The organism is uncultured Sphingomonas sp., assembly GCF_936927845.1.
In the GTDB taxonomy this organism is placed as follows: Bacteria; Pseudomonadota; Alphaproteobacteria; order Sphingomonadales; family Sphingomonadaceae; genus Sphingomonas.
On sequence record NZ_CAKZHV010000060.1, the window covers coordinates 11783 to 26234 of the forward strand.

Consider the following 14452-nt stretch of genomic DNA (forward strand, 5'->3'; position numbering starts at 1 on the left):
ATGGCCACGGGCGTCACTGCGAACCGCGCGGAACTGATCGCGATCGCCAATTCGGTCGCGTCGGAAAAGATGATCGACAAGGGCATCGTCATCGAGGCGATGGAGGACGCGATCCAGCGCGCGGCGCGTACGCGCTACGGCCAGGAAATGGATATCCGCGCCAAGCTCGATCCTAACAATGGCGACCTGCGCTTGTGGCGCGTCGTCGAGGTGGTCGAGCAGGTCGACGACATCTACAAGCAGGTCGATCTGAAGGGCGCGCAGAAGCTGCAGAACGGCGCCGAGCTAGGCGACTTCCTGGTCGATCCGCTGCCGCCGATCGAGTTCGGCCGCATCCAGGCGCAGGCCGCCAAGCAGACCATCTTCCAGAAGGTCCGCGACGCCGAGCGCGAGCGCCAGTATGAGGAGTTCAAGGACCGCGCGGGTGAGATCATCACCGGCGTCGTCAAGCGGGTCGAGTTCGGCCATATCGTCGTCGACCTCGGCCGCGCCGAGGGCGTGATCCGCCGCGACGCGCAGATCCCGCGCGAGGTGGTGCGCGTCAACGACCGCATCCGCTCGCTGATCCTGAAGGTGGTGCGCGAGAACCGCGGGCCGCAGATCTTCCTGTCCCGCGCGCATCCCGACTTCATGAAGAAGCTGTTCGCGCAGGAAGTGCCCGAGATCTACGACGGCATCATCGAGATCAAGGCGGCGGCGCGCGACCCTGGCAGCCGCGCGAAGATCGGCGTCATCAGCCACGATTCCTCAATCGACCCCGTCGGCGCCTGCGTCGGCATGAAGGGCAGCCGCGTGCAGGCGGTGGTGCAGGAAATGCAGGGCGAGAAGATCGACATCATCCCCTGGTCGCCCGACACCGCGACCTTTGTCGTCAACGCGTTGCAGCCCGCTAACGTCGCGCGCGTGCTGATCGACGAGGAGGAGGATCGGATCGAGGTGGTGGTGCCCGACGATCAGCTCAGCCTCGCAATCGGTCGCCGCGGCCAGAACGTTCGCCTCGCCTCGCAGCTGACCGCCAAGGCGATCGACATCCTGACCGAGACCGACGCCAGCGAGAAGCGCCAGGCCGAGTTCGTCAAGAATTCGGATACGTTCCAGAACGAGCTCGACGTCGACGAGACGCTGGCGCAGTTGCTGGTCGCGGAAGGCTTCAGCGAGCTGGAAGAGGTCGCCTATGTCGAGCTCGACGAGCTCGCCGGGATCGAGGGCTTCGACGAGGATCTCGCGCAGGAGCTGCAGAGCCGCGCGCAGGAAGCGCTGGAGCGCCGCGAGACCGCGCAGCGCGAGGAGCGCCGTGCGCTGGGCGTCGAGGACGCGCTCGCCGAGCTGCCGTACATGACCGAGGCGATGCTGGTCACGCTCGGCAAGGCGGGGATCAAGACGCTCGACGACCTCGCCGATCTGGCAACGGACGAACTGATCGAGAAGAAGCGCCAGGAGCCGCGCCGCCGCAACGACGACGCGCCCAAGCGTCCCGAGCACAAGGGCGGCGTGCTCGGTGCCTATGGCCTGACCGAGGAGCAGGGCAACGAGATGATCATGGCCGCGCGCGCGCACTGGTTCGAGGACGAGCCGGCGGCGGATCGGGCCGACGAGGACGCCGAGCCGGCAGTTGAAGAGGCGGCGCGCGACTGATGCCGTTCGTGTCGATCCGACTCGCAGGCGCTGCAACCAAGGAGCAGAAGGCGGGGATCGTGGCCGATGTCACGACCTCGCTGGTCACGCGGCTGGGCAAGAACCCGGCCGCGGTGCAGATCGTGATCGAGGAAGTGAGCACCGAAAACTATGGCGCGGGCGGGCAGTTGATCGTTGATCGCGACTCGCCCGCGCCTGCCCCCTCTGGCAAGGGAGACGCACATGCGGAACCCCGACCATGAGGCAATAGACGGCCCCACCCGTTCCTGCATCCTGACCCGCGACCGTGCGCCGCAGCACGCGCTGGTGCGGCTGGTGCTCGGCCCCGATGGACAGGTCTACCCCGACGTGCGCGCCAAGGCGCCCGGTCGCGGCGCCTGGATCAGGGTGACCCGCGGCGAACTCGAAGCAGCCTATGCTAAGGGCCGCCTTCGTGGCGCATTGGCGCGCGCGTTCAAGTCTAACGACGTGCAGGTACCGGACACGCTGCCGCAGCAGATCGAAACCGCGCTGGAGAAAAACGCGCTCGACCGGCTCGGCCTGGAAGCGCGCGCCGGCCATCTGCTGACGGGCGCCGAGCGGATCGAGAATGCGGCGCGCGGCGGGCAGTTGCGCGCGCTCTATCATGCCGCCGATGCGGGCGCGGACGGTGCGCGCAAATTGGCGCAGGCGTGGCGCGTCGGCTCCGATCGCGAAGGAAGCGAGTTGAAGGGTCTGGTTCTTGCCCTTCCGCGCCCCATATTGTCGTTGGCGCTGGGCCGCGAAAATGTGGTACACATCGGCGTCACCGACCGCGCGGCGGCCGAACGACTGGGCGAGGCGCTCGGTCGCTGGCTGCACTTTATCGGCCCTGATCCTATCCCGGCACCTTGCGAAACGGCCTCGCAAGGCGCATCGGCGCCCGGTCCCGACCGGGCCCATACGGCCGTGACGATGAACGAGGAATTTGAGTGAGCGAGACCGACAACGACAAGCCGAAGCTCGGTATGCGCCAGCCGCTGGGGCTGAAGCGCACGGTCGAGACCGGCAAGGTGAAGCAGAGCTTCAGCCACGGCCGTAGCAATACGGTGGTGGTCGAGGTGAAGCGTCGCCGCGTGCTCGGTCCGCAAGGCGCGGCACCCGAGCAGGCGCCCGCGCCCGAGCCGACGCCTGCACCCACCCCGGCGGCACCGCCGGCGCCCGCGCCGCAGCGTCCCGCCGCGAGCAACGAGACCGCGCAGGAGCGCCAGGCTCGCCTGCTGCGCGAGGCCGAGGAACAGCGCATGCACGCGCTGGAGGAAACGCGCCGTCGCCAGGAGGTCGAGCGTCAGCAGGCCGCCGAGGCCGAGCGCGCGCGCGCCGAGGAAAAGCGTCGCGCCGAGGCAGAAGCGCAGGCGGCACCGCCTGCGGCTGCGACGCCCGAGCCGACGCCCGCGCCCGCGCCCACGCCTGCTCCCGAGGCTCCGCCGGCGCCGACCGTCGCGACGCCGATGGGCGCGCGCGGTTTCCGCCCGGTCGTGCGCGAGACGCCGCCGGCGCCCGAGCCGACGCCGGCGCCCGCTGCATCCCCTGCGCCCGCGCCGGTCGAGGCCGCGGCACCCGCGCCGACGCCTGCGCCCGCGCCGACGCCGGCACCTGCACCTGCGCCGACTCCCGCACCCGCACCGCGGCCGACGGTTGAGCTCGCCCGTGACCCCGCGATGCCGGCGCCGCGCCGCTTCTCGCCGGTGGCGCGTCCCGAAATCCCCAAGCCGCAGCCCAAGCCCGAGCCGAAGCCCGCGCCCGCCGCGGCTGCTCCGCAGACCGCCTCGGGCACGAGCGGCAACGCCGCGCGTCCGATGCCCGCGGGCACGATGGCGTCACGCACCGCGCCGCCCACGCGTCCGCAGCAGCGCGACCGCAAGTCGGACGAGCGCCGCGGCGGCAAGCTGACCGTCAACCGCGCGCTCAACGAGGACGGCGCCCGCGCGCGCAGCCTCGCCGCGCTGAAGCGCGCGCGCGAGAAGGAGAAGCGTGGCTTCGGCGGCCCGCGCGAGCCGCAGGCCAAGCAGGTCCGCGACGTGCAGGTGCCCGAGGCGATCACGGTGCAGGAACTCGCCAACCGCATGGCGGAGCGCGGTGCTGATCTCGTGAAGGCGCTGTTCAAGATGGGCTCGCCCGTCACCATGACGCAGACGATCGATCAGGACACCGCCGAGCTGCTGGTGACCGAGTTCGGCCACAACATCGTCCGCGTCTCCGATTCGGACATCGACCTGGCGCTCGACACCGCGCCCGACGCGGAGGCCGATCTGCAGCCGCGTCCGCCGGTGGTGACCATCATGGGCCACGTCGACCATGGCAAGACGAGCCTGCTCGACGCGCTGCGCGGCACCGATGTGGTGCGCGGCGAGGCCGGCGGCATCACGCAGCACATCGGCGCGTATCAGGTGACGCTCAAGGACAAGTCGAAGATCACCTTCCTCGACACGCCGGGCCACGAGGCGTTCACCGCCATGCGCGCGCGCGGTGCGGACGTGACCGACATCGTGGTGCTGGTGGTCGCCGCCGACGACGGGCTGATGCCGCAGACGATCGAGGCGATCAACCACACCAAGGCGGCGGGCAAGCCGATGATCGTCGCGATCAACAAGGTCGACAAGCACGACGCCAACCCGCAGCGCGTGCGCGAGCGTCTGCTCGAGCATGACGTGCAGGTCGAGGAAATGGGCGGCGAGACGCAGGACGTCGAGGTCTCCGCGCTCAAGAAGACCGGGCTCGACGAGCTGATCGAGAAGATCCAGCTCCAGGCCGAGCTGCTTGAACTGCGCGCCAATCCCGACCGTGACGCCGAAGGCAGCGTGGTGGAAGCCAAGCTCGACAAGGGCCGCGGCCCGGTCGCGACCGTGCTCGTCACCCGCGGCACGCTCAAGGTCGGCGACGTGTTCGTCGTCGGTGCGGAGAGCGGCAAGGTGCGTGCGATCGTCGACGACAAGGGCCGCCAGCTTAAAAAGGCGGAACCGTCGATGCCGGTCGAGGTACTGGGCATTACGGGCACGCCATCGGCAGGCGACCAGTTGCAGGTGGTCGAGAACGAGCAGCGCGCGCGCGAAGTGGCGGAATATCGCCAGGGCGTGTTGACGCAGAAGCGCACCACCTCGGCCCCGGCCAGCCTGGAGAGCATGTTCTCGGCGCTCGCCGCGAACAAGGCGATCGAATATCCGCTGGTCGTCAAGGCGGACACGCAGGGCACCGTCGAGGCGATCGTCGCGTCGATCAACAAGATCTCGACCGACCTGATCCGCGCGCGCGTGCTCCACTCGGGCGTCGGCGGCATCACTGAAAGCGACGTGACGCTGGCGGGCGCCTCGGGCGCGCCGATCATCGGCTTCAACGTCCGCGCGAACGCCAAGGCACGCGAGATCGCCGAGCGGCAGAAGGTGGCGTTGAAATATTACGACGTCATCTACGACCTGATCGACGAGATCCGCGCCGGCATGGCGGGCGAGCTCGGTCCCGAAGCGTTCGAAACCGTCGTTGGTCGCGCCGAAATCCGCGAGGTCTTCTCGGCCGGCAAGCACGGTCGCGCGGCGGGTCTGCTCGTTACCGACGGTGTCATCCGCAAGGCGCTCAAGGCACGTATCACGCGTCAGGACGTCATCATCTACCAGGGCGAGATCGCCAGCTTGCGTCGCTTCAAGGACGACGTGGCCGAGGTCCGCGCCGGGCTGGAATGCGGTGTGACGTTCACGCAGAACTTCACCGACATCAAGGCGGGCGATTACCTGGAAACCTACGAGGTCGAGCTGCGCGAGCGCACGCTCTAAGCAGCGATGCTCGGCCCCGTCACGCCCGTGCTGCGCAGCTTCGACGAAGCGCGTACGCGGGCGTTCTACCTCGACTTTCTCGGCTTCGAGCTGGTGTTCGAACACCGGTTCGAGCCGGGGATGCCGCTCTATCTGGGCGTGCGACGGCGTGAATGCGTGATCCACCTGTCCGAACATCACGGCGACGCGGCGCCCGGTGCCGCGGTGCGGATCGCGTGCGACGACGTGACGGCCTATGCCGCCACGCTTCGTGACAAGGGGTTCGGAAACGCACGACCGGGCGCGCCGCAGCCGACGCCATGGGGCACGCGCGAGTTCGCGGTGCACGATCCCTCGCACAACCGGCTAATCTTCTTTACCGACATGAATGGTGACGATCATGAATGACCAGCAGGGCGAACGCTCGGTCCGCACGCTTCGTGTCGGCGAGCAGGTGCGCCACGTCCTGTCCGAGATCCTCCAGCGCGGCGACGTGCATGACGAGACGCTCGCTCGCCACGTCGTCAGCGTCACCGAGGTACGCATGTCGCCCGACCTGCGCCACGCGACGGTGTTCGTGAAACCGCTGCTCGGCCGCGATGAGGAAGCGGTGCTGAAGGCGCTGCGCACCAACACCGCCTATCTCCAGCGCGAGGTCGCGCACCGCGTGCAGAACAAATATGCCGCGAAGCTGAAGTTCCTCGCCGACGAGAGCTTCGACGAGGGGAGCCATATCGACGCGCTGCTGCGTCGCCCGGAAGTCGCGCGCGACCTCGACGCCGAATAACGCGCCTCCGCCGTGGCCAAGCTGTATTTCTATTATGCCAGCATGAACGCGGGCAAGTCGACCAACCTACTCCAGGCCGACTTCAACTATCGCGAGCGCGGCATGGCGACGATGCTGTTCACCGCCGCGATCGATGATCGCTTCGCCGCGGGCACGATCACCTCGCGCATCGGCCTGTCCGCTCCGGCAACCCCGTTCGACACCGCGACCGACATCGCCGCGCAGGTCGCAGGCCAGCACGCGCAATCACCCATCGCGTGCGTGCTGGTCGACGAGGCACAGTTCCTCACTGACGCGCAGGTCGACCAGCTCGCCTGGCTCGCCGATACACTTGGCATACCCGTGCTCGCCTATGGCCTGCGCACCGACTTTCAGGGGCAGTTGTTCCCCGGTTCGGCGCGGCTGCTCGCGCTCGCCGACTCGCTCATCGAGATCAAGTCGGTCTGCGCGTGCGGGCGCAAGGCGACGATGAATTTGCGCGTCGACGACAGCGGTCGCCCGATCGCGCAAGGCGCGCAGACCGAGATCGGCGGCAACGACCGCTACGTCGCGTTGTGCCGCCGGCATTTCAGCGAGGCACTGGCGGGGTGACCCGCGGGCGTGCTCGCGTCGCCTGACCCGCATGTACCGCCGGACCCGCTCGGTTCCGCACCAATCACCTCCCCACCCACTCGTCATCCCGGACCTGATCCGGGGTCCCGCTTCTTGCAGCGGTGGAGTGCGCGAGAAGCGGGATCCCGGCTCAAGGCCGGGATGACGCAAGTGATTCGGATCAAGCAAAAGAAAACCCCGGCCGGTCGCCCGGCCGGGGTTCATCTCATTCACCACTCGGTGCGGCTCACGCCTTGACGGTTGCCGCCTTGCCGCCCTTCTTCTTGGGCTTGGGCGCCGCGGGCTCGATCGTGAAGGCGAGCGCGTTGTCCTTGAGCTTGACCGTCACCTCGCCGCCGTGGACGAGCTTGCCGAACAGCAACTCCTCGGCGAGCGGCTGCTTGATCTTCTCCTGGATCAACCGGCCCATCGGACGCGCGCCGTAGAGCTTGTCATAGCCCTTGGTTGTCAGCCACGTCTTTGCCTCGTCGTCCAGCTTGATGTGGACGTCGCGGTCGGCGAGCTGCAGTTCGAGCTGGAGGATGAACTTGTCCACCACACGCGCGACCACCTCTGGCGGCAGGTAACCGAACGGCACCACCGCATCGAGGCGGTTGCGGAATTCGGGCGTGAACATCCGCTGCACCGCCTGCTCGTCCTCACCCTCGCGTGTCAGATTGCCGAAGCCGACTGTCTCGCGCGCCATGTCGCTCGCCCCCGCGTTGGTCGTCATGATCAGGATGACGTTGCGGAAATCGACCGTCTTGCCGTGCTGGTCGGTCAGGCGACCGTTGTCCATCACCTGCAACAGGATATTGAACAGGTCGGGATGCGCCTTCTCGATCTCGTCGAGCAGCAGCACGCAGTGCGGGTTCTGGTCGACCGCGTCGGTCAAGAGACCACCCTGGTCGAACCCGACGTAGCCCGGAGGCGCACCGATCAGCCGGCTGACCGAATGGCGCTCCATGTACTCCGACATGTCGAAACGCTGGAGCGGGATGCCGAGGATGGTCGACAACTGCTTGGCGACCTCGGTCTTGCCGACGCCGGTCGGACCCGAGAACAGATAGTTGCCGATCGGCTTCTCCGGCTCGCGCAGCCCAGCGCGCGCCAGCTTGATCGCCGACGACAGTTTCTCGATCGCGGCATTCTGCCCGAACACGACGCGCTTCAGATCGGTCTCGAGATGCTCGAGCACCTTCTTGTCGTCGGTCGACACCGATTTCGGCGGGATGCGCGCCATCGTCGCGATCACCGCTTCGATCTCCTTGGCGGTGATCGTCTTCTTGCGCTTGTTCGGCGCCACCAGCATCTGCATCGCGCCGACCTCGTCGATCACGTCGATCGCCTTGTCGGGCAGCTTGCGGTCGTTGATGTAGCGCGCCGACAGTTCCACCGCCGACTTGATCGCCTCGGGCGTGTACTTGACCGAATGGTGCGACTCGAACGCGGAGCGCAAGCCCGCGAGGATCTTGATCGTGTCCTCGACCGACGGCTCGTTGACGTCGATCTTCTGGAACCGGCGCAGCAGCGCGCGATCCTTCTCGAAGTGGTTGCGGAACTCCTTGTAGGTAGTCGAGCCAATGCAGCGGATCGTGCCGCCCGACAAAGCAGGCTTGAGCAGGTTGGATGCATCCATCGCGCCGCCGCTCGTGGCGCCCGCACCGATTACCGTATGGATCTCGTCGATGAAGAGCACCGCGTCGGGCATCTTCTCCAGTTCGTTGACAACCGCCTTCAACCGCTCCTCAAAGTCGCCGCGGTAGCGCGTGCCCGCGAGCAGCGCGCCCATGTCGAGCGAGTAGATGACCGCGGGCAGCAGCACCTCGGGCACGTCGCCCTCGACGATCTTGCGCGCCAATCCTTCGGCAATCGCGGTCTTGCCGACACCGGGATCGCCGACATAGAGCGGGTTGTTCTTGGAACGACGGCACAGGATCTGCACCGTACGATCGACCTCGGCCGAGCGCCCGATCAAGGGATCGACCTTGCCGGTCTTTGCCTTCTCGTTCAAGTCGACGGTGAATTGCTTGAGCGCGCTCTCGCCCTTCTTCCCCTCGGCCTTTTCCTTTTTCTCTTCCTCCGCACCCTTCACGCTGGTCGCCTCCGGGGTGGCGTTGCCCTTGCCAACGCCGTGGCTGATGTAGCTGACTGCATCCAGCCGGCTCATGTCCTGCTGCTGGAGGAAATAGACCGCGTAGCTCTCGCGCTCGCTAAACAAAGCGACGAGGACGTTCGCGCCCGTCACCTCGTCGCGGCCCGAGGACTGGACGTGGAGGATCGCGCGCTGGACGACGCGCTGGAAGCCGCTGGTAGGCGACGGATCGGTGGCAGCGTCGACCTTGAGCGCCCCCAATTCGGTATCGAGATAATGCGCGACGGTGGTTTTCAGCTCACCCGTGTCGACCCCGCACGCGGCCATGACCTGGCTGGCGTGCTCGTCGTCGATCAGGGCGAGTAGAAGGTGCTCCAGCGTCGCATATTCGTGACGACGCGAGGACGCGGCCTCGAGCGCCTTGTGCAGCGTGGTCTCGAGAGCGCTGGCGAAAGAAGGCATTTGTTACTTACTCCTGTCGGGCGCCGCCCGGGAGGCGATGCCCTTTGCACCTATGTCGGTAGTGGTGCCCGCCGCATCAAGCCGCGCGCCCTCTGCGCCATTGCTGGAATAAACGTGCACGTTGATCGATTGGCTCCGACCCGAACACAAGCGTCGACCATCGGTCGAACGATCGCCCACCCACCTCGTCGCGGCCGTGATCGGCGCGTGCGGGCGGGCGAGGCCGATCATCGCGCGCGGCGCCTCACGATCGGAACCCCGACTTGAACAGCGCGTCCGCGCTGGCGCGGTGGCTGACCGCCCCGTCGATCTTGGCGCGGCAGCGCGCGATCTCGCCCTGCAACGCGGTGACGCGCGCCTCCAGTTCGGCGACCGAGAGACGATCGAGATCCTCGGCCAGCAAGGCCGTCAATGGATCGTCGCCGCGGCGACCGAGGATATCGTCCAGGTCCACGGCGATGAACGTTGACCCTGCCCGACGCGAAGTCAATAAGGCCGCCGCGAAATGGGGGAAATCGGTGATGGGTGACGTGCCCGAGACGATGCTGGCGATCGACCCGGATGCGCCGGGCGGACCCGAAGTGCTGGTGCCGGTCGAGCGCCCCGTGCCCGCCCCCGCGAGCGGCGAGGTGCTGATCCGTGTCGCCGCCGCCGGGGTCAACCGTCCCGACGTGCTGCAGCGCAAGGGCGGTTATCCGCCCCCGCCGGGCGCACCGCGCACGCTCGGGCTCGAACTCTCAGGCACGATCGTCGCGGTCGGCGACGACGTTGACGCGGCGATGATCGGCCAGCCGGTCTGCGCGCTTGTCGCAGGCGGCGCCTATGCCGAATATGCGGTCGCCCCGGCCGCGCAATGCCTGCCGGTCCCCGAGGCGCTGTCGATGGCCGAAGCCGCCGCGCTGCCCGAGACGCTGTTCACCGTGTGGACCAATCTGTTCGAGCGCGCCTTCGCGGTCGAGGGCGACACCGTCCTGGTCCACGGCGGCACGAGCGGCATCGGCACGATGGCGATCGCGCTCGCCAATCTGTTCGGGCTGACGATCATCGTCACCGCCGGCTCCGACGCCAAATGCGAGGCCGCGCGCAGCCTAGGCGCGCACCACGCGATCAACTACAAGACGCAGGATTTCGCCGCCGAGGTGAAGGCGATCACCGGCGGCAAGGGCTGCGCCGCGGTGCTCGACATGGTCGGCGGCGATTACGTGCCGCGCAACATGCAATGCCTGGCGGACGACGGCCGCCACGTCTCGATTGCGGTTCAGGGCGGCGCGACCGCGACCGTGCCGATCTTCGAGATCATGCGCCGTCGCCTGACGCTGACGGGCTCGACGCTGCGCGCGCGCGATGCGGCGTTCAAGGGGCTGGTCGCGGACGAATTGCACAAGACAGTGTGGCCGCACGTCGAGGCGGGTCGGTTGAAGCCCGTCATGGATCGTAGCTTTCCGCTCAGCGAAGCGGCCGAAGCGCACCGGCGGATGGAGGCCGGCGACCATGTCGGCAAGATCGTCCTGACGCTCGACTGAGCTTCAGCCCTTCACCCCAACGAGAAACGGCGCACCGGGCATCCCCGGCGCGCCGTTTTTGTTTCAACCCCGCCGCAGCGGAAGCGACTTAGTTGCTGTCGCTGTTATCGCCGCCATCGGTCGCGACCAGCACCACCGCGACAATCACCGCCAGGATGCCGATGTTGATCAGCGTCGTGCCGGGCACGGCAGCGCCGATCTGGCTCGACTTGGCCGCGGGCGCCGCGGCGCGGATCGACAGCGACTGCGCCGGATTGGCGCGCACCGGCGCGGGTGCGGCGATCGCGCCGGTCGAAACGGTCATCAGCGCGGCCGCAGCGGCGCCACCCAGCATGGACTTGAACGAAACCATGATAATTCCTCCTGTTGGCGCTCGCTTCCTTCGTGCCGGCGCGCAAGTCAACACGGCCGCACGCCCCCGAGACGCGTGGCGCGCGTATAAGCAGAAGCATGTTGCAACCGTGAGACAATCCTGCGTCGCGCCCGCGCTGACGCGGAACCGTCACGCCCTTGTCGTGACCGCGTCATGCGCCCGAGACGCGGACGTAACATGGCCGGTCTAAGACCTTTCTCGACCGGGAGAGCCTCGCCATGACCGCCAAGACGATCGCGCGCCTTGCTACGGCACCGACCAGCAGTGCCGACATCACCGACCTGTTCGACTTCGTCGCCGCGCGCCCGCCCAAATCCGAGTTCGACACCCCGGAACCCGAGGGTCATACGCGTCGCCGTTACCGCACCGTGTGGATCAGCGACGTGCATCTCGGCACGCGCGGGTGCAACGCAGACCTGCTGATCGACTTTCTGGATCATGTCGACAGCGACACGATGTACCTCGTCGGCGACATGATCGACGGCTGGCGGTTGAAGAAGCGCTTCTACTGGCCCGCCGCGCACAACGACGTGGTGTGGCGGCTGATGAAGCGCGCGCGCCGCGGCACGCGGATGATCTACATTCCGGGCAACCACGACGAGATGTTCCGCCAGTTCGCGGGTCTCGACTTCGGCGGCATCCAGATCCGGCGCCGTGCGATCCACGAAACCGCCGACGGCCGCCGCCTGCTGGTGCTGCACGGCGACGAGTTCGACGCGATCACGCTGGCGCACACCTGGCTCGCGCACGTGGGCGACGTCGCCTATCACGCGCTGATGGAGGTGAACCGCTGGGTCAACGCCTTCCGCCGCCGCGCCGGCATGCCCTATTGGTCGCTGTCGAAACACGCCAAGGCGAAGGTGAAGAACGCGGTCGCGTTCATCTCGCGCTTCGAAGAGGTCGTCGCGCAGGCGGCGGGGTCGCGCGGCGTCGACGGCGTCGTGTGTGGTCACATCCACACCGCCGAAATCCGCGACATCGCGGGGGTCGCTTATTACAACGACGGCGACTGGGTGGAGGGATGCACCGCGCTGGTCGAGCATCACGACGGACGGATGGAGCTGCTTCACTGGGCCGACGAGATCGCGCGTCGCACGCGCGAGAGCGCCGCGGTCGCGCCGCTGACGCTCGCGGCCTGAACCCTGTGCGGATCGCGATCGTCACCGATGCCTGGGCACCGCAGGTCAATGGCGTCGTCCGCACGCTGGAGGCAACGCGTGCGCACCTGCTCGCGGCGGGACACGAGGTGCTGGTGATCGCGCCCGACGCCTTTGCCAGCCTGCCGTGCCCGACCTATCCCGAGATCCGTCTCGCGCTCGCGGGGCGATCCGCGGTCGGCCGCCGCTTGGCCGCCTTCGCGCCGCACGCGATCCATGTCGCGACCGAGGGCCCGCTCGGGCTCGCGGCCCGGCGCTGGTGCGGCGTGCGCGCGCTGCCGTTCACCACCGCCTATCACACGCAATTCCCCGATTACGTATCTGCGCGCACCGGCGTCGATCCCGAATGGGTGTGGCGCTACGTTCGCTGGTTCCACGCCGCGGCCGAGGCCGTGCTCGTCTCCACCCCGACGATCGCCGACACGCTCCACCACCACGGTCTTGCGCACACACGACTGTGGGGGCGCGGCGTCGACCTCGACTGCTTCACGCCCACCGGTGCGACTGACCCGACGATCCGCGCGCTGCCCGGCCCCGTGCTGCTCTACGTCGGGCGTGTCGCGGTGGAGAAGAACCTCGACGCATTCCTCGCCGCACCCGTTGCGTGCAGCAAGGTGGTGATCGGCGACGGTCCCGCGCTTGCCACTCTGCAACAGCGTTTTCCCGCCGCCCACTTCCTCGGCCGCCGGTCGGGCGCCGCGCTCGCCGCCGCTTATCGCAGCGCCGACGCGTTCGTCTTTCCCAGCCGCACCGACACGTTCGGGCTCGTGATGATCGAGGCGATCGCCTGCGGCACGCCGGTCGCCGCCTTTCCGGTCGCCGGGCCGATCGACGTGCTGACCGGCGCGACCGGGGCGATGAACGACGATCTCGGCCGCGCGATCGACACCGCGCTGACGCTCGATCGTGCCGCCTGCGCCGCCGCCGGGCAGCGCTTCACCTGGGCTGCCAGCACCGAACAGTTCCTCGCCGCCCTCCAGCCGATCGGCGCGGCGCGCCTCGCCGCCTGAAGCGCGCGGACGCGCGGCGCCGCCGCGACCTGCACGCCCCGCTTGCCCTCGCCCGCCCCACGCACTAAGTCCAAAATGTTGCGGCCGCTCCGGTAAGGGGCGGCCCTTTGCATTTATGGAGTTCCCGCATGGCCCAGCCGCTCATGCCCCACGCCACCGCTTCCTGGCTGGTCGACAATACCGCGCTCTCGTTCGAGCAGATCGCCGACTTCTGCGGCCTCCACATTCTGGAGGTGCAGGCGATCGCGGACGACACCGCCGCGACCAAGCTCACGGGGCGCGATCCGATCCGCGCGCACGAGGTGACGCAGGAAGAGGTCGACCGCGCGCAGGCCGACCCCGACTATCGCATGCAGATGACCAAGGGGCCCGAGCAGGTCCGCCGCACCAAGGGGCCGCGCTATACCCCGGTGTCAAAGCGGCAGGACAAGCCCGACGGCATCGCCTGGATCATCCGCAACCACCCTGAGATTTCGGACGGGCAGATCTCGCAGCTGATCGGCACCACGCGCACGACGATCGCCGCGATCCGCGATCGCAGCCACTGGAACATCGCCAACATCACGCCGAAGGACCCGGTCACGCTCGGCCTCACCAGCCAGCGCGAGCTCGACGCTGCGGTCAACAAGGCGGCAAAGGCGGCAGGCATCGAGCAGCAGCAGACCGACACCCGTCTCGACGGCGACCGTCAGGCGCTGATCGCGTCGCTGCGTGCCGAGCGCGATCAGGCCGCGCGCGACGCCGAGAACATCGAGAACGGCTACGACGAGGGCGCCACCGCGCGCCCGGCGTTCGAGGACCCGTTCCGCCGCTGAGCCACGCGCCGGCTGTCTGACAGCCTGGCCGTGCGACGTACGAGAGCCGCGACCGGAACGCCGGTCGCGGTTCTTTGCATCATCGATCCAGGTCGACCGTCATCTCGGAACGCCACGAAGCGGATCGCCGGGGCTGCGATGTCAGACCCACACGCGACCACCACCGTCATCCCGGACTTTATCCGCGATCCCGCTGCCTTCTCCCGCCCCGTCCAGAAAGCGGGACCCCGGATCAGGTCC

The 14452-nt window shown here is 68.0% G+C and carries 14 protein-coding genes; 11 read left to right on the forward strand and 3 right to left on the reverse strand.

The window, feature by feature from the left end; translation table 11 throughout:
• Genes nusA through Q0579_RS11920 form a run of 7 tightly spaced genes read left to right on the forward strand, consistent with a single transcriptional unit; the run spans nucleotide 1 to nucleotide 6777 of the window.
• Complete coding sequence (gene nusA, locus Q0579_RS11890) at nucleotides 1-1635, forward strand: transcription termination factor NusA (protein WP_298812530.1); 1635 nt, start codon at nucleotides 1-3, stop codon at nucleotides 1633-1635.
• Nucleotides 1635-1877, forward strand: coding sequence for a 4-oxalocrotonate tautomerase family protein (locus Q0579_RS11895; RefSeq protein WP_298812532.1), 243 nt, complete (start codon nucleotides 1635-1637; stop codon nucleotides 1875-1877). The genes nusA and Q0579_RS11895 overlap by 1 nt, the downstream gene beginning before the upstream one ends.
• On the forward strand, nucleotides 1858-2589 hold the full coding sequence (locus Q0579_RS11900; protein ID WP_298812535.1) for a DUF448 domain-containing protein: 732 nt from the start codon (nucleotides 1858-1860) through the stop codon (nucleotides 2587-2589). The genes Q0579_RS11895 and Q0579_RS11900 overlap by 20 nt, the downstream gene beginning before the upstream one ends.
• Entirely contained in the window at nucleotides 2586-5420 is a 2835-nt protein-coding gene (gene infB, locus Q0579_RS11905) for a translation initiation factor IF-2 (RefSeq protein WP_298812538.1), read from the forward strand. The genes Q0579_RS11900 and infB overlap by 4 nt, the downstream gene beginning before the upstream one ends.
• 6 nt (nucleotides 5421-5426) lie before the next feature.
• On the forward strand, nucleotides 5427-5807 hold the full coding sequence (locus Q0579_RS11910) for a glyoxalase superfamily protein (protein WP_298812540.1): 381 nt from the start codon (nucleotides 5427-5429) through the stop codon (nucleotides 5805-5807).
• The gene (gene rbfA / locus Q0579_RS11915; protein WP_298812543.1) at nucleotides 5800-6186 is read left to right on the forward strand and encodes a 30S ribosome-binding factor RbfA; all 387 of its coding nucleotides are present in this window, start codon (nucleotides 5800-5802) and stop codon (nucleotides 6184-6186) included. The genes Q0579_RS11910 and rbfA overlap by 8 nt, the downstream gene beginning before the upstream one ends.
• 12 nt (nucleotides 6187-6198) lie before the next feature.
• Nucleotides 6199-6777 carry a thymidine kinase gene (locus Q0579_RS11920; RefSeq protein ID WP_298812547.1) on the forward strand — a complete coding sequence of 193 codons (579 nt, stop codon included), beginning with the start codon at nucleotides 6199-6201 and terminating at the stop codon, nucleotides 6775-6777.
• Between the two features lie 247 nt (nucleotides 6778-7024).
• On the opposite strand, the gene clpA is transcribed toward Q0579_RS11920, so the two are convergent.
• Together clpA and Q0579_RS11930 are read right to left on the reverse strand one after the other, a co-directional pair.
• Nucleotides 7025-9334, reverse strand: coding sequence for an ATP-dependent Clp protease ATP-binding subunit ClpA (clpA, locus tag Q0579_RS11925; protein ID WP_298812549.1), 2310 nt, complete (start codon nucleotides 9332-9334; stop codon nucleotides 7025-7027).
• A 244-nt stretch (nucleotides 9335-9578) separates the two neighbouring features.
• On the reverse strand, nucleotides 9579-9788 hold the full coding sequence (locus Q0579_RS11930) for a DUF1192 domain-containing protein (RefSeq protein WP_298812551.1): 210 nt from the start codon (nucleotides 9786-9788) through the stop codon (nucleotides 9579-9581).
• A gap of 67 nt (nucleotides 9789-9855) precedes the next feature.
• On the opposite strand from Q0579_RS11930, the gene Q0579_RS11935 reads away from it, so the two are divergent.
• Nucleotides 9856-10857 carry an NAD(P)H-quinone oxidoreductase gene (locus Q0579_RS11935; RefSeq protein ID WP_298812554.1) on the forward strand — a complete coding sequence of 334 codons (1002 nt, stop codon included), beginning with the start codon at nucleotides 9856-9858 and terminating at the stop codon, nucleotides 10855-10857.
• Nucleotides 10858-10945: 88 nt separating this feature from the next.
• On the opposite strand, the gene Q0579_RS11940 is transcribed toward Q0579_RS11935, so the two are convergent.
• Nucleotides 10946-11209, reverse strand: coding sequence for a hypothetical protein (locus Q0579_RS11940; protein ID WP_298812557.1), 264 nt, complete (start codon nucleotides 11207-11209; stop codon nucleotides 10946-10948).
• Between the two features lie 239 nt (nucleotides 11210-11448).
• On the opposite strand from Q0579_RS11940, the gene Q0579_RS11945 reads away from it, so the two are divergent.
• The 3 genes from Q0579_RS11945 to Q0579_RS11955 all read left to right on the forward strand — a co-directional run bounded on the left by Q0579_RS11945 (nucleotide 11449) and on the right by Q0579_RS11955 (nucleotide 14212).
• The gene (locus Q0579_RS11945) at nucleotides 11449-12369 is read left to right on the forward strand and encodes a UDP-2,3-diacylglucosamine diphosphatase (RefSeq protein ID WP_298812560.1); all 921 of its coding nucleotides are present in this window, start codon (nucleotides 11449-11451) and stop codon (nucleotides 12367-12369) included.
• Nucleotides 12370-12374: 5 nt separating this feature from the next.
• Nucleotides 12375-13397 (forward strand): glycosyltransferase family 1 protein, encoded by a 1023-nt coding sequence (locus tag Q0579_RS11950; RefSeq protein ID WP_298812561.1) that lies wholly within the window; start codon nucleotides 12375-12377, stop codon nucleotides 13395-13397.
• A gap of 128 nt (nucleotides 13398-13525) precedes the next feature.
• Nucleotides 13526-14212 (forward strand): DUF1013 domain-containing protein, encoded by a 687-nt coding sequence (locus Q0579_RS11955; RefSeq protein ID WP_298812562.1) that lies wholly within the window; start codon nucleotides 13526-13528, stop codon nucleotides 14210-14212.
• Nucleotides 14213-14452: the final 240 nt, after the last annotated feature.

Coding starts and splice junctions, on each gene's coding strand:
- clpA (WP_298812549.1), bottom strand. CDS start 9,334: ATGCCTTCTTTCGCCAGCGCTCTCGAGACCACGCTGCACAAGGCGCTC.
- Q0579_RS11955 (WP_298812562.1), top strand. CDS start 13,526: ATGGCCCAGCCGCTCATGCCCCACGCCACCGCTTCCTGGCTGGTCGAC.
- Q0579_RS11945 (WP_298812560.1), top strand. CDS start 11,449: ATGACCGCCAAGACGATCGCGCGCCTTGCTACGGCACCGACCAGCAGT.
- Q0579_RS11900 (WP_298812535.1), top strand. CDS start 1,858: ATGCGGAACCCCGACCATGAGGCAATAGACGGCCCCACCCGTTCCTGC.
- Q0579_RS11910 (WP_298812540.1), top strand. CDS start 5,427: ATGCTCGGCCCCGTCACGCCCGTGCTGCGCAGCTTCGACGAAGCGCGT.
- Q0579_RS11935 (WP_298812554.1), top strand. CDS start 9,856: ATGGGTGACGTGCCCGAGACGATGCTGGCGATCGACCCGGATGCGCCG.
- nusA (WP_298812530.1), top strand. CDS start 1: ATGGCCACGGGCGTCACTGCGAACCGCGCGGAACTGATCGCGATCGCC.
- Q0579_RS11895 (WP_298812532.1), top strand. CDS start 1,635: ATGCCGTTCGTGTCGATCCGACTCGCAGGCGCTGCAACCAAGGAGCAG.
- rbfA (WP_298812543.1), top strand. CDS start 5,800: ATGAATGACCAGCAGGGCGAACGCTCGGTCCGCACGCTTCGTGTCGGC.
- Q0579_RS11940 (WP_298812557.1), bottom strand. CDS start 11,209: ATGGTTTCGTTCAAGTCCATGCTGGGTGGCGCCGCTGCGGCCGCGCTG.